Genomic DNA, 22,406 nt, shown 5'->3' with positions numbered 1-22,406 from the left:
TTAGACGATTATAGAACAAACTCAAGAAAAATTCATAGCCAAACACAATTCTATTTGTTGGGCTAACTCTTGAACGTGAGGTTCTTCAAGCATAGACCAATGATCTCCACTAACTTCATAACAGTCTAAGCCCCCTTGAGCGAACTTTCGCCAGTTCTCGATAAATATATCAGTATTTCTTGATCCTTGTTCTTTAGCCTTAAAATAAACGATTTTACCCGGATAAGGCTTGGCTTCATATTGGCGTTTTGCTTGGTATAAAACTTCAATTAAAGGTGAAATTCCAGGCTCTCGCGACCAAGGGGGAAGTTGACTAATAAATTTTTCTTGGCGCTGGTGTTCTTCGGCTGGGGAAAGAGGAATGAACTTTTCTTCCGGGGAAGAAGAATCTAACAAAGCTAATAAGGCAATATTTTGACCTTGTTTATGGAGTTTTTGCGCCATTTCTAAAATAACTTTTCCCCCAAAAGAATGCGCTAACAAAAAGTAAGGCCCTTGCGGTTGAACCAACTGAATTTCTGTGAGATAATGTTCTGCCATCGCTTCAATTGTGGTTAAATAAGGTTGTTTTCCATCTAAGCCTAAAGCTTGTAGTCCATAAACGGGTAAATCTCAAGGCAGATAATTCGCTAAATTTCGATAAGATAAAATATTGCCACCCACGCCATGAACACAGAATAAAGGCGGTCTTGATCCCTTGGGCTTAATTGCAACTAATGATGACCAAGTTGCTGACCATCCTTCCTGACGTAAGAGATTAGCGAGTTGCTCGATAGTGGGAGCATCAAAAAGAATTGATAGGGGTAAATTTTGGTTAAATATTTGCTCAATTTTGGCAAACAAGCGAACTGCTAAAAGAGAATGACCTCCCCAGGAAAAAAAGTTGTCTTGGATGCCAATGGGTTGAGTTTCTAAAATGCTTTCCCAAATCTTGGTTAATTCTAATTCCAATTCATCGCGAGGAGCGATAAAATTACTTTGTTGACGAGTTAATGATTGGGGAGAAGGAAGATTACGTCGCTCTAATTTACCGTTAGGATTTCGGGGCAAAGTATCTAAAAAAACAAAGAAGTTTGGTACAGCATATTCCGGTAATTTTTCGGCAATAAAATTGCGAAGTTTTTCTTGCATTTGAGTGGATTCTTCTGGATTCAAAGGATGATTATTAGTGGCAACGTAAGCTACTAAATTCTTGTCTTTTGGCGAATCATCGCGGGCAATGACTACAGTTTCTTTGACATTTGGATGTTGGTTTAGGGTTGCTTCTATTCCTTCGAGTTCTACTCGAAATCCTCTGATTTTGATCCGGCGATCGCTTCTGCCAACAAATTCTAATATTACCTCTGGCGAATACCGGGCTAAATCTCCGGTTTTATAAAGATGAGTTATTCCTTTAAAGGGGTTAAGAATAAATTTCTGGGCAGTTAATTCTGGACGATTGAGATAACTACAGACTTGACGTTTTCCGGCTACACAGAGTTCTCCAATTTCTCCTTCGGGTACGGGTTTTAAATGTTCGTCTAGTAATAAAATCGTTGCATCTTCAACAGGCTTTCCTAAAGGGACAATTCCGGTTTGATCTTGAAACGCTTCAGGAATGATATAATAACTTACAGTTCCGGTAGTTTCAGATTGGGAATACAGATTAATCATTTGGGCGTGATGTTGGATTTGATAACGCCAATCGTGGGGAATATTCCAAGCCAAAGGTTCTCCGGTCACTAAAATTAATCGTAAGGAATTATTCAGTAAATCCAATCTGAATTGACTGTCTATTTCTTGCAAAAAATCGATACAAAATCGCCAGATGGTCGGCACGGTATCCCAGATGGTGACTTTGGCATTTTTAATCAGTTGGAAAAGCTGTACAGGGTCTTGTCTTTGTTCGCGATCAGCAATGATTAATGTTGCCCCTAAAAATAACGGTAAAAGCGTTTGCCTCACCCCGGCTGAAAAGGCAAAAGAAGCAGTATGTAAATAATGATCACTGGGTTCAATTCCTAAAGGCAAAACAATCGATTGCAGATAAGAAGATAAGCTATAGTGGGGAATGCAAACTGCTTTAGGTTGACCTGTCGATCCAGATGTATAGACTGCATAAGCCAGATGGTTAGAACTGACTTCATCTGCTGGGTTTTCTAAACTTTGCTCGGTAATTTCTGAGTGGTTTGAGTCGAGATAAACGAACTTTATGTCTGACTCTGGATTGATTTTTCCAAGTTCTTTGCGCGTGATGACAACCGGAACTTGGGCATCTTTTAACATAAATGCTAAACGCTCTGCCGGATAGTCTGGGTCTAGGGGTAAATAACCGCTACCTGCTTTGAGAATGGCAAGAATCGCGATCGCAAATTCACAAGAACGGTCTAAACAAATTCCGATTAAAGTATTAGGTTTAAGATTGAATTGCTTGAGATAATGAGCCAGTTGGTTAGCTTGCTGATTGAATTCTCGATAAGTGAGTTGTTGGCGATTATCAATCAGAGCGATCGCCTCTGGTCTTCCTTCGACTTGCACTTCAATTAACTGATGAAAACAGGGTTCTTCTGGATAAGAATTGGCGAGGATGAATTCAACAGAATTTTTTTCAGGTGTCCGAGTTCGACTGGGAAGTAAAACTTCTCCTTCTCCTGTGGTGGTTAGTTCTCCCAGTTGATTTGTGCCTGTAATTTTGACTTTGGCTAAAATTCCTAATTCGCTCTCTGTTTTTTTAATCACTGTTCCTTCATACCAAATTGTATCTCCATATAAAACTGGAGCGATCATTTGTACCGATAAGCGTTTAAGCTGTCCGCGATCGCCCATCCAGTTCGTCAACAACGGCGACAGCCAAGCAAAGCGCATCACCCCATTATCAAAAGGGGCGGGCATTCCCCGTTGTTTCGCTAAGAGAAAATCCTCATGGTGTTGAGAATTTTTAATTGACCAACCTGTGATCGGATTTTTAACCGCAGTATGAGGAGCTTTGAGAATATCGCGATACCCTAAAGCCCCAGGACGATAAGAGGGGCCAACTGCAGCTTGCCAACAAATCAAATCACCCAAAGTTAAGGGGCCGCGAACTAAGGGCGGAAGTTTTGTATTAATCTCAACATCTTCTCCCCATAAAACGCGATCGCCCCTGCGAGTTTCCTGCTCTAAGGCTTCACGAATCCCTGCTAATTCTTCCTCCGAATATTCGTAAATCGAACGATTCACTAAAAAGTCGTTTTCCGTCCGCGCCGCCCAAACTAAATTACTCTTGGCTTTACCGACTAATTCTTCCTTTTGATTCCAGTAGCTTGTTTCTGATAGAATACAAACCAAGGGACGATTTTGACGATCCTTAGACTCGTAAACCCCTGTTTGTTTCGCTGATGAATTTAAGGAATCTCCTTCTAAAATCGGGAGGAACCATTCATATTCCAGTTCTGCAATCAAATTGGACATGGATAATTTCATTGGGTATCCATGCAGTGATGGGTATAACACTGAAATTAGAAAAGTAGGTGGCGCAACCAGACTGCCATAATCACTCTTTCGGGCGTAATCTGGATCGAGCCATAGGGGATTATCGTCGCTAATCCCATAAGCAAAATGTCTGATGGCTTGTGCTGTAACTTCTGTATTCCAAGGCTCTCTTTCTTGGATGATTTGCCCTGTTAGTAACCGAGATTTTTCTATAAATTCGTTCAGTTGTCTATCTATTATTTGACTCATTTCTAGTTTCTGGTTCAGAAATAAATTGCTGATTCTTGCAGTTTATCCTAAAACCGATTCTTTCTCTGCACTTTTGGACTTTGGATATTGAATTTATGTTTCTCAGTTTGCTACCCCATCAACGTTATAGGGATAAAACCCGACTCCTAGGATTGTTTGTGTTCTGTAACTAACGTTAAACTTACCCATTCTCCTTTGTTATTATATTGACGAATTAAACGCTGTCTGAGATTGGGTTTTATTAACCAACCCGCTTCAAAAAAGCAGGGCTTCCCTAGCTCTACTTTCTCAGGAATTGTAGCAGATGCCCCATCAGGCAATAATATTACTCTAACTGGGTTTTTCCCTTGATCAAAGTAAAGAATAGATCCGTCAATTCTGGCTTTTGATGATATTTTAGTTCCCTGAACTCCAAAAGTCAGATTTTGCTGAAGTTGATGATCATTGTCTAATTGTAACTGCATTCGAGTTGAATAAGATTCAGGGGAACGTAAATCAGGATAAAGGGTAATTCCTTCCCCTTGCCATTCTCCTAATAAAGCTTCAAGGGTTAAAGCAGGGCGTTCAACGTCATTGCTTCCCTGACGTTTTTCTCGAATTAAAGTTAAGCTTTCTAAATAACCATCAAGATTAAATAATTCCACGAGACGCAACCGTCGATTTTCATGAATAAACCCGAACTCTGCACCGGATTTTGAAATTGGAGACAGTTGAATAGTTCCTTGAGAAAAAGCACCATTCTCAAAAAATAAAATATCTCGTCCCAGAGATTGGTATTCTCGAACTAATTCTTTCATTTCCGGTTGAAGTGTTGGATCAGAATTAGGATAAAATCGTTTTAGGGTTAGGCGGGCTATTTGATTTTCATTAAAACTTTCTAGGGTAAGATGACTGGGAATATCATTAATGAGTTCTCCTTGGGCTGAGAACTGGGTAAAAGATCCTTGCCATTCTCCCAGATTTTTTAGAAAACTTTCCCATTGACTGTTCATTTTTATTTTTATTAATTGATAAAATTTATGATGTCACCAGATTATCCAATCATAACACTTTTAACAGATTTTGGATCAAAAGATATTTATGTCGGGGTCATGAAAGGAGTGATTAGTCAAATTAATCCTCAAATTAATATGATTGACTTAACCCATGAAATCCCCCCTCAAAATATTGCTATGTCCCGATTTTGTTTAATGAATGCTTATTCCTATTTTCCAGAAGGAACCGTTCATATTGCTGTGGTTGATCCTGGGGTAGGAACCCAACGAAGAGCGATCGCTATTCAATTTAAAAATAGCTATTTAGTCGGGCCAGATAATGGATTATTAACGGGACTATTAGAATCCTTTTTAACTCCTAAAAATGACATTAATTCTAATCATTTAGAATCTTCTGAAATTATGGCGATTGAATTGAATAATCCTCAATATTGGCGAAAGACTCAACCAAGTACAACCTTTCACGGTCGAGATATTTTTGCGGCGGTTGGCGCTCATTTAGCCTCTGGTGTTCCCTTAGAACAATTGGGAACCTTCATTGACCCCAAAACCTTAGTGCGGTTATCTTTACCGTCTTATCAGTTAACTAATTTTGGTATAGAAGGATGTATTCAATATATTGATGGATTTGGGAATTTAGTCACCAATATTCCTGGGGAAACTGTTGCTGATCAAAACTGGTATATAGCAATCAGTAAAGGTAATAAAAAGACCAAAAATAAAAAGCACAAACCCAAAAAAAATAAGCTTAAAAACAAGAAAAATTCTAAAAAAATATTGCAGACAGAACAATATAAACTTGCGGGTTTATCTTGTCTGATTCCAAAAGGTGAAACCTATGGAGATGTGCCATCGGGTCAATTGGTGGGGTTAGTAGGTTCGCATCAGTGGGTAGAAATTGCCATGAATGGGGGAAATGCTCAACAACAATTAAAAATAGATTTAGGGGCAAAAGTCCAGGTGATTATCAGTCATCAGTAATTAGGAATTTAAAATAAAACCCTACATCTAACAACCTCACCATTACGGAAACATCTCTGGTGAAACATCCCTACAACAATACAGGGTTTTCTACACTTCTCGCTCCCAGTTCAATTTGTCATTCTATAAATAGGTAAACAACTTTAGGGCTCTGAAATGAAAGATCTTATTCAATCCTTTTATAATTGGTATCGCGTTACCCTACGGAATACAAAATATCGTTGGGTTGTGATTTTAGGAAGTTTACTTTATTTAGTGAGTCCGGTGGATATTTCTCCTGACTTTCTGCCTGTTGTAGGATGGTTAGATGATGGGATAATTGCGACCATTTTAGTCACTGAAGTATCACAATTACTGATTGAAGGTTTAAACCGTCGCAAACAAACCCGCCAAGGGACAGAGGTTAATGAAGTTGAATCTGTCAACCGTGATCAAACTGTTGTAGACGTTTCTGTCAGCTAGATTAATTTTTTGATATAAATCTTAAAAGGGAGTAGAGAAAATTAACCCTGATCTCTACTCCCTGTTTTAATATTACCATTTGAAGAAAGAATCAGTGTTTTAAAAAGCTGCAACCATGACCTAGTGATTTTACGGAAGTAAAGCAAAGTGAAGTATTGTTAAATTTTTCTGTTATCCGCTAATCTTTCCTCTAATCATGCTAAATTTTCCCACAAGGAAAGTATTAGGGTGATTGTCCAAACAATATTGGATGATCGCCTATCAATTTTATGCCAGGGAATAAACTAATTATGGAACAAATTTTAAACACCCTAAAAAACATCAATATTGATGTTTCAGGTGTCCCAGTCGGCAAAATTCTTTTAGTGATTCTGATCCTGACAATAACACAGGTATTCAGACGATTTTTGATCGAAGCAATTATTAAACGCATTGAGTATTTAACCCGAAAAACCGAGAGTACACTGGATGATGAATTAATTGCGATTCTCAAACCCGCCTTAAGTTGGCTGATTTTGATTGGTGGACTGTGGCTAGTTAAGGAGATTGTGGCGATCAACATTGGGCCCCAATTGAGCGAAGCAATCACTAAAATTCTTAACTTAATTGTTTTTTTCATCGTTGCTTATGTGATTTATCGCAGTGCTTCGATCTTCGGGCAGATCATTGCTAATGTCATGCTGCATACCGAAACCGAACTCGATGAGTTACTCAGGCCCTTGATGCCGAAGATTTTTCAATCAGCAGCCATTATCGTCATCACAATTAAAGTCAGTGAGATATTTTTAGGACAATCCGCAGCAGCATTGGTGGGTCTATTAGGAGGTGCTGGGATTACTTTGGGTTTGCTGTTGAAAGATATTGTTTATGACTGGTTTTGTACCATTATTATCTATTCTGATAATCTCTATCGAGAAGGAGATTGGGTTTCAGTCTCAGGATTACAGGGTTTTGTACAGATCATGAGTATAGGATTTAGAACGACAACTCTCCATGTCTATCAATGGGGTTCGATTGTAAAAATGCCTAACTCTAAAATGATTACTGGAATCGTAGAAAATTGGTCACAAAATCCAGGTGATGAATTAAAATGGGGCATTAGTTTAACGCTCAAAATTGATGGTATTTCAGCCAAACAAACCGCCCGAATTTGTGATGCAATTCGAGAAATATCTTTATCTATTAAGGGCTTGTCTAAAGAGATGATTGTTCGGTTTAGTAAGATTGAAAATAATGCCCGTGTGATTAACATCGTTGCTTTTGTTAATGATGACAATCTCTACTTTGATGCGGAGAAAAATTTGAATCTAGCCATATTAGAACTTTTGGAACAAGAAGGCATTGATTTCTTGTATGTCGATCTCCGAACTGATCCAGAACACTATAAACAAACTCAGAAAGCCGCTAACAATTAAACCTAGCATTGGTTTGGGTTAATTCTTTATCAAGCTAGAAACAATTTTGTTGATAAAATTGAACAATACAGCCCGATTTTTGGGTTTTATTCTGAGAAAACATTCATCGTCATTACCTATGAACACCCTTGTATCTAATTGCGCTCCCAAACTAGATTGTTGCGATCGCCAAACCCTCCTCAACTATTTTCAGGAAGCTTGGCAACTCGAAGATATGCTCCTAAAAAGTTTAGTCGGAGAAGACACTTTTTATCTGAATCCTGACCCTTTGAGAAATCCGCTTATTTTTTATCTCGGACATTCGGCGGCTTTCTATATCAATAAATTAGTTCGGGTGGGATTATTAGAAAAATGTCTTAATCAAGACTATGAAATTCTGTTTGGAGTTGGGGTTGATCCTGAAACACCCACAGAATTGAATCAAGCGATCGCTCATTTGGAATGGCCAGACGTTACCTCGGCTTGGAAATATCGAGAACAAGTCTTAGAAATACTATCAGAATTCATTGAAAAAACGCCGATTACTTTGCCAATTCTTCCCGATTATCCCCTGTGGGCGTTAATCATGGGAATAGAACATCAGCGCATTCACATTGAAACCTCTTCAATGTTATTTCGTCAGTTACCCATTGAGCGAGTAAAACGCCCTTCAGACTGGAAATATGCCCCGTCTAATCATTTCACTCCTGAGAATGAAATGGTAAAAGTTGCAGGTGGAATTGCAAAACTGGGTAAAGCTTTTGATGATCCAACTTATGGTTGGGATATTGATTATGGGTTACGCCTTGTTGAAGTTGCGCCTTTTTTAGCGAGTAAATATCTGATTACTAATAGCGAATTTCTGGATTTTGTTAAGGCGGGTGGCTATGAAAATCAAGAATATTGGGATGAAAAATCTTGGCAATGGAAAACGGAAAATAATATCCAACATCCCAAATTTTGGCGTTTAGAAAATGGCAGTTATCAATATCGCGCCCAGTTTGATGAAATGGATTTACCGTTAGATTGGCCGGCGGAAGTCAATTATTATGAAGCAATGGCTTATTGTCGTTGGAAAGGTCAAGGAACTCGGTTAATGAATGAAGCCGAGTACAATGTTGCCACTTATGGTAATGGTTTAGTAGAAGATGTAGACCATTATAATCTCAATTTTAAATTCGGCTCACCGAGTCCCGTTGGACTGTTAGAAACGGCAAAAAGTTACTCTGGACTCTATGATTTGCGGGGGAATGTTTGGGAATGGTTGAGTGATCATTTAAACCCCCTTTCAGGATATGAACCCCATTTTTTGTATGAAGACAATTCAGCTATCTTTTTTGATACCCAACATCAAATGATGTTAGGGGGATGCTGGATTACAAACGGCACAGAAGCTTTGAAATATTATCGCAATTGGTTTCGTCCCAATTTCTATCAACACGCTGGTTTTCGGATCGTTCAAGATATTAGCTAATACAGTTATCCGTCATCAGTCATCAGTGTAGAGACGCGCCAATAGCCTTACGGCATGGCTTCGCCCAGGCGCGTCTGTATCAGTTATCAGTAAATAGTCTATTAAACTCTTAGTTTTTGACTTTGACAATGAAATGAGCAACCTATTAATTATCTTGGCTGAAGTTAGCCTAGTGATCATTATTTTTATAGTTTTGATTGGGTTGGTTAGAAATTCATCCCAACTTTTAATTAAATTTTCCCTGTTTAAAAGCGACGATTCCCGAATCAAAACCCTGCGCCGAAATATCACAACATTTTTGCTATTGGTTGGCTTAGTGCTGTGTATTTTGATTGTCGGTGTCAATGGTTTTTTACTTTACCAAGGTAAAAATATTCAACAATATACACTCAATTTAATTAGCCGTATTCCCCCAGGATTTTGGATTACCCTTGGCATCGGTATTAGTCAAAGTATTGGTGCAGTTGTTGTAGCAGTAATCGCCCTAAAACTGCTGAAATATTGGCTACAAATTGCCAGCACTCGCGCCAAAAATATCGAAAGGAGCACCGCCGATGATGAAAGTATTGATGCTTTCTTTACCGCCCTTTATCAAAGAATCAGAGGCGGAATTTGGCTGGGGGTAATTATTTGCTGTACCCAATTTCTCAAATTACCCGTCATCGTTTCCGAATATCTCTATATCGGACTCCGAATCTATCTGATTATAGCAGTTGGATTACTGATTCTAAAAGCTGTTGCCGCCATTGTCGATACCCTCGATATTCTCACCCTCAAATACTCTAACTCCGATAACCTGTTACGATTTTATGCTCGTCTCCAACACCTGATTCCGTTATTAAAACGGTGTCTGGAATTTGTCATCTATGTTTGCATCGCCACATTAGTAACGCAACAGATCCAATTAATCGCCCAACTCTCCACTTTTGGTCTACGAATTATTAAGATTATTGCCATAGTCTTCTTAAGTCAAGTATTATTTGAAGTTATTCACTTACTCGTAGAAGAAGTAGTATTTAAAGAGCAGAATTTGACGGATATCCAAAGAAGTAGACGCTTAACTCTAATTCCTTTGTTTCGGAGTTTATTGCAATACTTAGTGTATTTCACCGTTGGAATTTTCATTCTTTATACCCTCGATATTAATCCTACTCCCATATTAGCAGGTGCGGGGATTGTTGGTATTGCTGTTGGTTTAGGCGCCCAGACCCTAATTAACGATATCGTCAGTGGGTTTTTTATTCTGTTTGAAAACTACTATTTAGTGGGAGATTATGTTGAGTTGAGGAAAGCCGAAGAAACAACAGTAGAAGGGATTGTTGAAGCCATCGAACTCAGAACAACCCGCATCCGACATCCCAATGGTCAATTACAAATTATTCGCAATGGTGATATGGGTTCTATTACTAACTATTCCAAACAATATGTTTTTGCAGTAGTAGAAGTTAGCGTCCCTTATGATTCTAATTTAGTTTATATCTATCAAGTTATTGAGGACATAGGACGGGAGTTAAAAGCTAATTCTACAGATATCCTAGAGCCTACACAAATTGATGGGGTAGAAAGTCTGAGCGAATCTAACTTATTGCTACGAACATTAACCAAAGTGAAACCCGGAAAACATCTTCAGATTCAGCGAATTTTGCGAAAAACATTGAGGGATGCCTTATTACAGGAAAAAATTCTGCTTCCGGCTCACACTGAAAGTACCCCAGATTAATTTGGCTTTCTCTGAAAAAATCAGATTTAACCCAATTAGTCAAACCTTAAATTTTACCGACGTTAATCCCAATCAACCATCAGGGTTTTTATCGTCGTGAACATCAGAACTTTATATAATAGACTAATATAACATCTATCAAAAGATAGATGTTATATTTAATATAACATCTGGTATAGTTCGAGCTAATTATTAATCCTTTTTATCTTTTGTTATGAAAGCTACAGAGCAACCAAGAGTAGCACAGTTAATTCGTGAAACTCGTCACTGTCTGAATTTGTCCCAAGTTCAATTTGCCTTAAAATTAGGGGTATCATTCCAAAGCGTCAATCGCTGGGAGAATGGGCGAACCAGACCCCTACCTTTAGCCTTAAATCAGATTAAGCAATTACTCCATCAGATGAGCACTTCGCCAGAACCAACTCTGCAACAACGAAGTCGGGATCTTCTGGCTCAATATTTTTCCGACTAAGGACTGTCGAAGTATCCCACGCTGCCAATCACGGGTCAGACGTGGGGCACGCATGCAGATGAAGCTAAAATGGGGGTTCAAAGAGTGAACATTCACCTGTCAAAAGATTCGTTCAGTGGGCAAGGAGAAATCCATGAGTTAATCTGTAGTTTGGATTGGTCAAAAACCCTTCTCGGCCCACCGTCACAATGGCCTCAGAGTTTACGAACCGCCGTCAGTATTATCTTAAACTCTCGCTATCCGATGTTCATTTGGTGGGGCGAAGACTACATCAACCTCTACAATGAAGCGTATCGCCCGATTTTAGGAACCCAAAAACATCCCCAATTTTTCGGACAATCTGCGAAAGAATGTTGGGCTGAAGTCTGGGATGTCGTGGGACTTTTAGCCGACAGTGTGCTGCATACCGGTCAGCCTACCTGGTCGGAAAATTTGATGCTGATCATGCACCGTTACGGCTATACCGAAGAAACCTATTTTACCTTTTCCTATAGTCCGATTACCGACGAAAGTGGCGGAGTCGGGGGTATTTTTTGTGCTGTCACCGAAACCACCGAACAAATTATCGGAGAACGACGACTGCAAACCCTGCGGGAAATTGCCACAGCCACCACGGACGCTAAAACCGTTGAAACAGCGTGTCAGCGTGCAATTCAGGCGATCGCATCTAACAACATGGACATCCCCTTTGCCCTGTTGTATCGCATTCAAGAGGGCAAACAAGCTGTTCTTGCAGGAACCGCCGGAATAGAACCCCATGATTTCATTGCCCTATCCCCGATTAACTTAACCGAAAATTCTGATCCTTGGCAGTTAAATCTTGTTAACCAAACCGGGGAAACCCTACTATTAAAAGACTTAAACACCCGGTTCCAGACGTTACCACAGGCGACTTGGGATGAACCTTCCCAGGCTGCGATGGTCATCCCCTTAACCCAAAAGCCTCAATCTCATTTAACTGAGTTTTTAATCCTAGGAATTAGCCCCCGACGTGCCTTTGATGACTCCTATCGGGGGTTTTTTGATTTAATTGCCAATCACGTCGCAACTGCCATCGCCAATGCTCAAGCCTACGAAACTGAACGACAACGCTCAGAAGCCTTGGCAGATATTGAAGGCTTAGAAGCGAGGGCTGATGATGATCTCATTAAACCGTTTTCCGCCCGTGAACTTTTAGCTCGTGTCCACTCGATTTTAGAACTGACTCGACTGCGACAGGAAGCCACAATTCGAGAACAAGAGTTAAAGACGACAAAAGCTCAGGTGATTGATATTCTCGAAAGTATTACCGATGGTTTTTTCGCCTTAGATCATCAGTGGCGATTTACCTATATTAACCAAGCTTCAGAACGGCTATTTTTGAAAACCAGAGGGGAATTATTAGGGTGTAATTTGTGGGAAACTTATCCTGATTTTTTAGAATCTATTGAAGCTCAAAAACTGCATGAAGTCATGGAAAATCAGGAGGCAGAACATTTTGAAACTTCAACGATTCATCCGGGGTTTTGGTATGAAGCCCACGTTTATCCTTATCAAGAAGGTTTGGCGGTTTATTGGCGAGATATTACTGAACGAAAACAAGCAGAAGTTGCTTTGCGTCTCAGTGAGGAACGGTTTCGGGTGGCTCAAGAATTATCCTTAGATGCCTTTACTATTTTGCAAAGTGTGCGAGATGAAACGGGTACAATTATTGATTTTGAGTGGACTTATGTTAATCCGAAGGCGGCTGATATTTTGCATCAAACCGTTGAAAACTTAATCGGTCAGCGACTTTTAGAGGTGCTTCCAGGGAATAAAACTAATAGTGATTTATTTGAACGTTATGTGCGAGTGGTGGAAACGGGAGAACCCCACGATATTGAGTTATCTTACCAATCAGAAGGAATTATGGGTTGGTTTCGGAATATGTGTGTTAAAATTGGTGATGGTGTGGCAATTTCTTTTAGTGATATTAGCGATCGCAAATTATCAGAAGCAGCTTTACTCCAAAGTGAAGAACGGTTGCGAGTTGCTCTTAAAAGTGCACCGATTACGTTATTTAATCAAGATCAAAATTTACGCTACACCTGGATTTATAATCCCTTTCTGAAACAATCTGCTGATGAAATTATCGGTCGCAGCGATTTTGATTTACTTCCAGATGAACAAGCATCCCAACTGGTTCAACTCAAATCAAGAGTTTTAGAAACTGCTACCGGGGCACGGGAGGAACTTTGCTTGAGCATTGAGGGACAGAAATATTATTTTGATTTAACCATTGAACCTTTACGCAATACTCAGGATGAAGTTATCGGAGTGACTTGTTCTGGGGTTAATATTTCCGACCATAAACAAGTGGAATTAGCTTTACGTGAAAGTGAAGGGTTGGCTAATGCAATAGCTGAGGAATTGAGAACCTTTATGGAAACGGTTCCGGCTGCGGTTTGGGTTGCCCACGATCCCCAATGTCATGATATGACAGCAAACCGGGCTGCCCATCAATTGGTACAGTTACCGTCTGGCGGGATTGTGACGGCTACCCCGGAAGATGGAAGTTATCCTTTTTCATTCAAAATTCAACGCCAGGGGGTTGATATTCCCCCAGAAGACTTACCGATGCAGAGGGCGGGACGCACGGGGGAGGATGTTGAGGCAGAATTTGAGTTTGTCTTTGAAAATGGGGAAGTTCGGTATATTTATGGTCGGGCGGTTCCCTTACGGGACGAGAGGGGGAAAATTCGGGGAGTGATTGGTGCGTTTTTGGATATTAGCGATCGCAAACGAGCCGAAGAGGAACTACGAGAACGGGAACAGAGGTTTATTACCTTATTTAATGGTATGGAAGATTGGGTGCTAGTGTATCATCTGACACCGGATTACCGACCCGGAAGGTTTATCGAGGTGAATCAACAAGCGTGTAATCGGTTAGGGTTTAGTCGGGAAGAATTGCTTAGGATGTCTGTAGCCGATATTGTGGGTTCATCTTGGGTTTATCCCCAAGCCAATATAGAACAACTGCTGGAGCAGAAGCGTTTGGTGGCGGAATCGGTGCATCGCACCAAACAGGGGGAGCGAATTCCGGTTGAAGTGAGTGCGACTTTGTTTACCCTCAATGGTTTACCAACGGTACAGGCGATTTGTCGAGATATTACTGACCGAAAACAAGCCGAACAAGAGCGAGAAAAACTGTTAACCCGTGAACGAGCCGCCCGGGAAGAAGCAGAAGTTGCGAACCGGATTAAAGATGAATTTTTGGCGGTTTTATCCCATGAGTTGCGATCGCCGTTGAATCCGATTTTAGGCTGGACAAAACTTTTACAAACTCGCAAATTTGATGCAGCAGCAACGGCTCGTGCCCTGGAAACGATTGAACGCAATGCTAAATTACAAACCCAATTGATTGAGGATTTATTAGATATTTCTCGAATTTTACGCGGCAAAATGGCGTTAAATATGGAACCTGTCAATTTAATTCCCACGATTGAAGCTGCTTTAGAAACCGTGAAATTAGCCGCAGAAGCGAAGGGAATTCAGGTGAGGTTTGAGGTGATTTCTTTGGGACAAGTTTTGAGAAGTTCAGAGGCTTTGTCCGGTGAATCTCCAGGTTTTATCTATGTTTTGGGGGATGAAACTCGGTTACAACAGGTGATGTGGAATTTGTTATCGAATGCGATTAAATTTACTCCTGCTGGAGGGATTGTTGAGGTGCGATTAGAGTGTCGAGAAGGTCAAGCTCAAATTCAAGTTAAAGATACCGGAAAAGGAATTAATTCTGAATTTTTACCCTTTGTTTTTGACTATTTTCGTCAAGAAGATAGTACAACAACTCGTAAGTTTGGCGGTTTAGGATTGGGATTAGCCATCGTTCGCCATCTCACAGAATTGCATGGAGGAACTGTCAGCGTTGATAGTTTAGGAGAAGGACAAGGTGCGGTATTTCTCGTCCAGTTACCCTTAATGGAATATAAGCGGGAACACCCTCAATCTCAAACAATAGAGACTGATAAAATTGACTTAATGGGGTTAAAAATTTTAGTGGTTGATGATGAAATTGATATTCGAGATTTAGTCGAATTTATATTAAAACAAGCCGGGGCCCAAGTCAGGGTTGCAAACAGCGCACGGGAAGCTTTGGCTTTGATGTCGGATTTTGCGCCGGATGTGTTAGTTTCGGATATTGGGATGCCAGAAATGGATGGTTATGGGTTAATTGCAGAAGTCAGAAAAACATCATCCATTCCTGCGATCGCTTTAACAGCTTATGCGGGAGAAACAAACCACGCTTTAGCTCTAGCGGCTGGATTTCAAGTTCACCTCGCTAAACCGATTGAACCTGATGAGTTAGTTCTTTGTATTATTAATTTAACCAAAAAATAAACGGCTTAGGAATCGGACGGGGTTGTCACCTAGGCAAAAACCTGATAAAATTATAGATATAGCTCTCGCACCTTTCTAAAAATAGGGCAGCTAAAAAAATACGACCTGTAGAAGATTGAGATAACTTCAGCTTTCACCCCAATTTGGTGCTGTGCTATGACTATTTCTAAGTCGGTTTCCACTAACAGTAAACTTTCTAAAGATACTGTATCATCGGACTCTACAGAACCATTAACCCTGTCCGAGAAAGTTGAACCCCTTCAGGATTGGAAACAGAGTTTAGAACAGTTATTCTATTTACAGCGCTGTAGTCATCTATTGATGGCAGTCATTGAGCCACAAACTTTAATTTTGCGTTATGGTAATGAATTATTTTGTCAAGTTTCTAATATTCATTCAACTTTATTAGGCTCAGAAACAGGATTATCGGAGAAGTTGCTGGGAAAAAATAAAAATCTTAAAATTGAAGACGGACTCTTTAACGGCTTAAATCTTAAAATTTCAGATCTGTTTCAACAGTGGGATAGTTTAACCTTTGAACAACTCTATCGTTATCATCTCTTACACCGCATTCTGAAGCAATATTATGACATTGATTTACAATCTTTACAACTGTTTAATCAGTCAGCGATCGCTATTTTAAATTCAGCTAACACTTCAGAACAACGATTTATTTCAATTTGGTTAAATTCCGATTTATTACAGATCACAAAACTGAATTCTCAACTTGATGACTTTGCAGAGTTTAAATTTAACTTAATGCCCTTTTCTGAGCGAGAAAGTTGGTTTTTAAAACCGGGAAATTTAGATTATATTGCCCAAAAATTAAATTTAGAAAACTATCAAGTCAAGGGAGTATTTTTGTTAGAAGGATTAGAGATTACAGAATCTGAACAAATGCGTCGTCTTACCCATCAATTAATTAGTCGAGATTTAATTGTCCAATCTCAGCAGTGGGAAAATATTGAAAAACAATTACAAGCTTTATTTCGAGTTAAAACTTGTTTAGTCATGAGAATTCAAGGACAAGAAGCCAAATTATCCCAGAGTTTAAAGAATAATCCCCTTCACCAACCCATCATTTATCCTCTGGATACCTTAAAAGATTCTCCGATGTTACAAGCACTTCAAGACAATCAAGTCATTAATATTCCCGACCTAAGACAACAGTGCTTTACAGATTGTGAACGCTATTTAAGAAAGCTAAATATACGTTCGGTTTTATTAATTCCCTTAGTGATTCAATCCGTTAATTTACAAGGAAGTCAACAAATTTTAGGGGTAGTTGGATTAACCAGTGATCACCCCAACCATTTTACCTTAAGTGATGTTAAAAACGCCTATCAATTAATCCCAGCTTTGATTACAGCATTCTGCCATTGTTTACAAGAACAATTCACAAACTTACGCAATATTCATCCGTCCGTTGAATGGCGATTTTTACAAGAAGCAGAGCGCCGGAGTTGGGGATTTCAACCCGAAACAATTATCTTTGAAACCGTTTATCCCCTCTATGGAATTTCTGATATTCGAGGTTCATCGGAACAACGAAATCGGGCGATTCAGGTAGATTTACTAGAACAATTTCAATTAGCTATTAATATTGTAGACGCTTTATGTGAAACCCAAAAATCCTCATTAGGAGAACAGCTTAAACTGGATTTACAAGACTATATTACTCAACTTAAAACAGAAATTAATGTTGAAATTGAAATGAGTTCAACGGATTATTTGAAAGAGCATTTAGAAATTTATTTTGATTGTTTTTCTCAGTGTAGTTCCAAGGTACAAACTGCTTTAAAACAGTATAAAGAAGCTTGTAATAATGAACATGGATGTGTTTATACTGCCCGCTCCTACTATGATGAAATGTTAAACCAAATTACCTATCATTTACAACAAGTTTGGACACACTGGCAAGAGCAAATGCAGGCTATTCTTCCCCATTATTGTGAAATGGAATTTAGTGATGGAATGGATCATATTATTTATGTTGGAAAGTCCATTGACTCTCGGTTTACCTCCTTTCATATCCGCAGTTTAAGATATGAACAACTGAGGGCAATGTGTGATTGCGCCCGCAGGATATTTCGCTTAAAATCAGAACAAAAAATCACCCTAGATTTAGCCCATTTAGTTTTAGTCCAATATACCCCGATTGATATTTTTCATGATGAGAATACCGAAGGGATTTTTGCTGTTCGAGGAACCCGTGATATCCGATATGAAATTGTTAAAAAACGGATTGATAAAGGAGTAGATAAAGACACCAAAATTCGCATTACCCAACCCGGAATGCTAACCCTTGTTTATTCAACAGAAGAAGAATGGCAAGAATATCAACAATATTTTCGTTATTTGCATCGGGAAGGGTGGGTAGATTCTCAAATTGAATTTGGAATCGTTGATCCCCTTCCGGGGGTTAGTGGGCTAAATTATGCCCGTGTTGCCATTCTGGAATAAGGCAATTATCCTTACTCATTCATCGTTTTATAGGTAGAAACAGCAGACGGTGAACTGCGGTTGAGATAGCGGAAAATCCAATATTTAAACACCGCATCTAAGATCACCGGAAAAGTAGCAATAAACAGAAAATTAAAATCCCGATTTTCAGGGAGTCCAAAATGTCGCGCTGTACTTTCTAAGATGACTTCCCAACCGTGCGGAGAGTGGAACCCCACAAACATATCGGTGGATAAAATAATGATAAACGCTTTAGCACTATCACTCAATCCATAAATTAAATCCCCCATAAAAGATTTCAGAATTTCTACCTCTTTCCGGTTAGAAACCAGCACAAAACAGAACATAAAAACAGCGATAATATCGGCAAAAACATTTTTGATGGCATTACTTCCATCAACTTTATATTCTTCCGCTAATTCTTTGGCTTTTTCCTCTAATTTTTCATCGAGTTCCTGGGGAGTTAGGGGAGGAGCTTGACCAATTAAGGTTTGAAATTTCAGCCGTTGTTCATAATGCTGAAGTTCAATAAACGCTTCCTCCTCCATATTAACATTTAGAAAAATAGGCGTTTGTTCTTGATTGGTAAACATTCGATCCACAAGGGGGCCGACTACAAAATTTTTAGCCAATTGTTGAGTGAGTAAGGGAATTAAAATGATCAATAAAACAAATCGGATAGAAACCAGGGTTTTAATTTTAGACTTTCGATAATTTTGGATCATTTCAAACTCAGATTCAGGTCTGAGTTCCTGTTGAACCCGATTTAAAGTTCTCAGCAAAGATCGAGGAAGAACACTGGGGGAAGGTTTAGTTGTTAAATCCTCTTGAATTGTTTTTCCCGAACTTGAAGTCGAACTTCCATTATTCAAAGATTTATTGTTTCCCGGAGCATTTGTAATGCTAAGATCTTGATTAATAACTGTATTCCGCAGCGATAGAGATTGATTCGTAGGTGCTTTCATTAAGGCAACGGAATCTTCCGGTGTCATGGGGTGGTATCGAGAAATCACCGTATCAATATAATCAAGCTTTTCACAGATAATAGAAGTAGTTTTAGAGTCCGGTAATGAACCATTCCTTTCCAGATTATGGGTGATTTCACCGTTCACCGTTGAGGCCGGATTGAGTTGTTCAGATAATCCCAAAACCGAACGACTAGCATTAAATACCATTAAGCGAGTCTGAATTATTTTGAGATGTTTTTTCAATTCAGAATTAAAATAAGCCAGAGTGCGATCGCTATATTCAGTATGAGATTCCGAAGGAATTTTTTCCCCTTGAAAATGCTCATTTTCCAGGGAACGAATCTTCAAAGCCGCATCATAAGCTTGATCCAAAGCCCGTTCGGGTGTATCACGAAACCATTGATTCGCATTCCCAAACCATCGGTTTAAAAAATTAGAGTTAGAAGTCGCCATAATTCAGTTATCAAGTATCCGCATTATCAGTTATCAGTCATGAGTCTTCCAGGATCTCTTCTGTTATGACTTGTGACTTTTGCCTCCTACTGGCTATGTTCTGTCTGGTTTCTACTGTCTCCTTGATCGGTACAATGTACGAGGTATATTAGCAAATTTCTATCGGATTGCTGTGCTGTCTCCTGCTTTGTGGATTACTGGAGGTTCCCGTAGTGGCAAAACTACTCGCCTCATTGAGTTATTTTGTGAATGGACACCTGTATTAGGAACACTCCCCAACCCCCAAAGGGGGAAAAAGAAAAGGGAAAAAAGCCGATTAAAGCTTCAACTCACGGGGACGACGACCTTAATTTTTGCGGCTAATAGTGATAATCGCATGGTCTTAGCAGAGCGTTTGACCACCACACCCCAGGGACAATATTCTTTTTACTCCACAACCCCCCTAGGCTTTTTTCAAGATGAAGTGATTCTATTTTGGCCCCTATTAGTCGAAAAGTTAGGGCTAAAAGCCCAATTTCCCCTGCGATTACGTCCTGAAACAGAACAGGAACTTGCGCTGCAACTTTGGAGTCGTGATCTGGAAATCCACAGCTTAGAACGTCCAGGGATTAGCGTTAATCGGAGGGTACGCCAAGTCTTGGATCTTCTACAACTGGCTGCTCTGAGTGGAACCTCCATTGAAGACATTCCTCAGATTTTAGAGCAGGGTTTGACTCCCGCAGACACCACCCAAACCCTGAATCAACAAATCGGTTTTTGGTTGAAACAGTGGCAAAAGGAGTGCTTAGAACGAGGGTTACTCACCTATGGGATCATTGCAGACCTCTATGGTCAACACCTGCTGCATGATCCTATCTATCAAAAACACTTACTGCGTCGATATCCAGTGGTTTTAGCTGATGATGTGGATGAATATCCCGCCCTCGCGCGCCACTTGTTTGAGTTCTTTCTGGAGCAGGGAAAAATGGCTGCATTCACCTACAATCCAAAGGGGGCTGTACGGTTAGGGTTAGGGGCTGATCCCAATGACCTCGCCCGTTTACAATCCCGTTGTCGTGTGGAAACCTTAGACTCACCCCAAGGTTTAGGAAAAGACCTGGCGCAACCGATTTTGGAATTAGTGTTTGAAAATGCCATCGCCTTTCCCGACTCCCTATTATTTTCTCCTAATATTAAATCCATTCAAACCCTATCACGGGCTGATTTACTGCGACAAACGGCTGAACAGATTATTGCCGGGGTAAAAACAGGTCAAGTACAACCGGATGAAATTGCTGTTATTGCTCCGGGTTTAGATGCCATTGCTCGTTATACCCTACGAGAACTGCTCAACCATGCAGGTATTACGGTGGAGTCGATGCAAGAACAACGTCCCCTCGTCAGTTCTCCCCTGGTTCGAGCTTTATTAACCCTCATCGCCTTGATTTATCCGGGAAATGGTCGCCTTGTCCACCGAGATGCGATCGCAGAAATGCTGGTAACTCTCAGTTATGAAGGGAACAGGGAATTGTCAACTCCTGTGATTGACCCGGTACGGGCTGGTCTATTGGCGGATCATTGTTTTGTGCCAGATTGGGAAAATCCTCGGTTGCTTCCGGTGACGGCTTTTCCCCGTTGGGATCGGTTGGGATATCAAGGAACCCAAGCTTACCAACAGATTCTGCATTGGGTTGAAGTTCAACAACAACAGTATCAACAACGGTTATTAGCAAGTCCGGTGGTGCTGTTAGACCGGGGAGTTCAGCACTTTTTAATTCATAATTCTAGTTTAAGACCCGATCAATTGTCCGTCCTGCGAGAGTTAATGGAAACGGCAATTCATTATTGGGAGGTGCAGAATCGTTTACAACTGCAAACTGGTGTTACTCCTTCAGAACAAGTGGGTCAGTTTATTCAGTTATTGCGCCTAGGAGTGGTTTCTGCCAATCCCTATCCCATATCCAGTTTGGGGATTAAACCTGGGGGGGTGACTTTAGGAACGATTTTCCAATATCGGGCCAGTCGAGCATCCCATCGTTGGCACTTTTGGCTTGATGTGGGATCTCCCTTGTGGTTAAGTGGGGGAGCAAGTATCCTGTGGGGAGCACCTTTGTTTTTGAGGGAACGAGAGCATCGTCCCTGGACAGTGGAAGAGGGGTTGGAAGCTGATCTACAACGATTACGTCGTATTATTGTAGATTTGTTGAGTCGGGTCAGCGATCGCTTAATTCTGTGTCACAGTGATTTAGCGGTTAATGGCCAAGAACAACTTGGCCCCCTTTATCAGTTATCAGTTATCAGTAATCAGTAATCAGTAATCAGGATTATTATTGAACTGTAAGTTGGGGAATATTTAGCTTTCGATTGGTTCAAATTGAACAAGGGAAAAAATAAGATAATATAGGGAATAGTGTTGGGACACCACTTGTACAGGATCGTCTACCTAAAAACTAACCCTAGAAGGTAAATTTTACCTTCAGACTAACCTATAAAATCTCACGCAAGGACTTGAAATCAATGAAGTACAAGTTTTAGCTTTTCTTCTTTTTTTTTCTGAGTTCTTCATCATTTTGAATGTACAATTTTCAATTTTGGAAGGCTTCCACAAGGAAACTTACTCATTTTTGAAATAAAAAATTTTCTACTAATAATATTAAAATGAGGTTGGTCATGTTTGTTTTCAGGTAAACAATTGAATCCGATCAATTTATAGAAATTGATGTTACTATCATCAACCCTTCTGGGAATGCTATAAATGAAACGAGGTTGGGGTGTAAGGAGTTAATTTGATTGCTTGGGTTTATTCATGAGGAGACTAACAAATGACAAGTGCAGCAATTAATACTGTTAGGGCCAGAGTTATTAATACAGAGGAAACCCTGTTAATTTTTCCGACAGAACTTCCGGGTATCTTTCAAAGCTTCACCGGGTTAGTTGGAGAAACCTTACCGGGTGCCAATGGTGATGTAATTTTTGTCCCTCAAAATCCC

At 39.9% G+C, this 22,406-nt stretch carries 12 protein-coding genes and 1 pseudogene; 9 read left to right on the top strand and 4 right to left on the bottom strand.

The genetic code is table 11. From position 1 onward, the window contains the following. Window positions 1-21 precede the first annotated feature (21 nt). From IQ236_RS13545 to IQ236_RS13535, 3 genes and pseudogenes are all read right to left on the bottom strand, one after another. Window positions 22-594: pseudogene (locus IQ236_RS13545) on the bottom strand (thioesterase domain-containing protein); the annotation flags it as partial. Window positions 595-612: 18 nt separating this feature from the next. Further along, the gene (locus tag IQ236_RS13540) at window positions 613-3,699 is read right to left on the bottom strand and encodes an amino acid adenylation domain-containing protein (protein ID WP_193869745.1); all 3,087 of its coding nucleotides are present in this window, start codon (window positions 3,697-3,699) and stop codon (window positions 613-615) included. A gap of 146 nt (window positions 3,700-3,845) precedes the next feature. Further along, window positions 3,846-4,691 (bottom strand): DUF3598 family protein, encoded by an 846-nt coding sequence (locus IQ236_RS13535; RefSeq protein WP_193869744.1) that lies wholly within the window; start codon window positions 4,689-4,691, stop codon window positions 3,846-3,848. Window positions 4,692-4,718: 27 nt separating this feature from the next. Between IQ236_RS13535 and IQ236_RS13530 the strand changes: the two genes are divergently transcribed. From IQ236_RS13530 to IQ236_RS13495, 8 genes are all read left to right on the top strand, one after another. Continuing rightward, window positions 4,719-5,675 (top strand): SAM hydrolase/SAM-dependent halogenase family protein, encoded by a 957-nt coding sequence (locus IQ236_RS13530; protein WP_407676153.1) that lies wholly within the window; start codon window positions 4,719-4,721, stop codon window positions 5,673-5,675. 156 nt (window positions 5,676-5,831) lie between these two features. Next, on the top strand, window positions 5,832-6,137 hold the full coding sequence (locus IQ236_RS13525; protein WP_193869743.1) for a YkvA family protein: 306 nt from the start codon (window positions 5,832-5,834) through the stop codon (window positions 6,135-6,137). A 290-nt stretch (window positions 6,138-6,427) separates the two neighbouring features. Next, on the top strand, window positions 6,428-7,552 hold the full coding sequence (locus IQ236_RS13520; protein WP_193869742.1) for a mechanosensitive ion channel family protein: 1,125 nt from the start codon (window positions 6,428-6,430) through the stop codon (window positions 7,550-7,552). Between the two features lie 118 nt (window positions 7,553-7,670). Further along, window positions 7,671-9,005: a 5-histidylcysteine sulfoxide synthase gene (ovoA, locus tag IQ236_RS13515; RefSeq protein WP_193869741.1), complete on the top strand. Its 1,335-nt coding sequence runs from the start codon at window positions 7,671-7,673 to the stop codon at window positions 9,003-9,005. 133 nt (window positions 9,006-9,138) lie between these two features. Further along, on the top strand, window positions 9,139-10,725 hold the full coding sequence (locus IQ236_RS13510; RefSeq protein WP_193869740.1) for a mechanosensitive ion channel family protein: 1,587 nt from the start codon (window positions 9,139-9,141) through the stop codon (window positions 10,723-10,725). A gap of 214 nt (window positions 10,726-10,939) precedes the next feature. Continuing rightward, window positions 10,940-11,197 (top strand): helix-turn-helix domain-containing protein, encoded by a 258-nt coding sequence (locus tag IQ236_RS13505; RefSeq protein WP_193869739.1) that lies wholly within the window; start codon window positions 10,940-10,942, stop codon window positions 11,195-11,197. A gap of 84 nt (window positions 11,198-11,281) precedes the next feature. Continuing rightward, the gene (locus tag IQ236_RS13500) at window positions 11,282-15,553 is read left to right on the top strand and encodes a PAS domain-containing protein (RefSeq protein WP_322744156.1); all 4,272 of its coding nucleotides are present in this window, start codon (window positions 11,282-11,284) and stop codon (window positions 15,551-15,553) included. A 156-nt stretch (window positions 15,554-15,709) separates the two neighbouring features. Continuing rightward, window positions 15,710-18,016, top strand: coding sequence for a GAF domain-containing protein (locus IQ236_RS13495; protein WP_193869737.1), 2,307 nt, complete (start codon window positions 15,710-15,712; stop codon window positions 18,014-18,016). Between the two features lie 11 nt (window positions 18,017-18,027). On the opposite strand, the gene IQ236_RS13490 is transcribed toward IQ236_RS13495, so the two are convergent. Further along, on the bottom strand, window positions 18,028-19,437 hold the full coding sequence (locus IQ236_RS13490; protein ID WP_193869736.1) for a proton extrusion protein PcxA: 1,410 nt from the start codon (window positions 19,435-19,437) through the stop codon (window positions 18,028-18,030). Between the two features lie 166 nt (window positions 19,438-19,603). Between IQ236_RS13490 and IQ236_RS13485 the strand changes: the two genes are divergently transcribed. Beyond that, window positions 19,604-21,727 (top strand): PD-(D/E)XK nuclease family protein, encoded by a 2,124-nt coding sequence (locus IQ236_RS13485; RefSeq protein WP_193869778.1) that lies wholly within the window; start codon window positions 19,604-19,606, stop codon window positions 21,725-21,727. Window positions 21,728-22,406 lie beyond the last annotated feature (679 nt).

The organism is Planktothrix mougeotii LEGE 06226, assembly GCF_015207485.1.
In the GTDB taxonomy this organism is placed as follows: domain Bacteria; phylum Cyanobacteriota; class Cyanobacteriia; order Cyanobacteriales; family Microcoleaceae; genus Planktothrix.
This window is presented reverse-complemented; position numbering and strand designations above follow the sequence as displayed.

What these genes read in the sequence shown, in the direction of transcription:
- IQ236_RS13540 (WP_193869745.1), bottom strand. Translation starts at nt 3,699, where the DNA reads ATGAGTCAAATAATAGATAGACAACTGAACGAATTTATAGAAAAATCT.
- IQ236_RS13535 (WP_193869744.1), bottom strand. Translation starts at nt 4,691, where the DNA reads ATGAACAGTCAATGGGAAAGTTTTCTAAAAAATCTGGGAGAATGGCAA.
- IQ236_RS13530 (WP_407676153.1), top strand. Translation starts at nt 4,719, where the DNA reads ATGATGTCACCAGATTATCCAATCATAACACTTTTAACAGATTTTGGA.
- IQ236_RS13525 (WP_193869743.1), top strand. Translation starts at nt 5,832, where the DNA reads ATGAAAGATCTTATTCAATCCTTTTATAATTGGTATCGCGTTACCCTA.
- IQ236_RS13520 (WP_193869742.1), top strand. Translation starts at nt 6,428, where the DNA reads ATGGAACAAATTTTAAACACCCTAAAAAACATCAATATTGATGTTTCA.
- ovoA (WP_193869741.1), top strand. Translation starts at nt 7,671, where the DNA reads ATGAACACCCTTGTATCTAATTGCGCTCCCAAACTAGATTGTTGCGAT.
- IQ236_RS13510 (WP_193869740.1), top strand. Translation starts at nt 9,139, where the DNA reads ATGAGCAACCTATTAATTATCTTGGCTGAAGTTAGCCTAGTGATCATT.
- IQ236_RS13505 (WP_193869739.1), top strand. Translation starts at nt 10,940, where the DNA reads ATGAAAGCTACAGAGCAACCAAGAGTAGCACAGTTAATTCGTGAAACT.
- IQ236_RS13495 (WP_193869737.1), top strand. Translation starts at nt 15,710, where the DNA reads ATGACTATTTCTAAGTCGGTTTCCACTAACAGTAAACTTTCTAAAGAT.
- IQ236_RS13490 (WP_193869736.1), bottom strand. Translation starts at nt 19,437, where the DNA reads ATGGCGACTTCTAACTCTAATTTTTTAAACCGATGGTTTGGGAATGCG.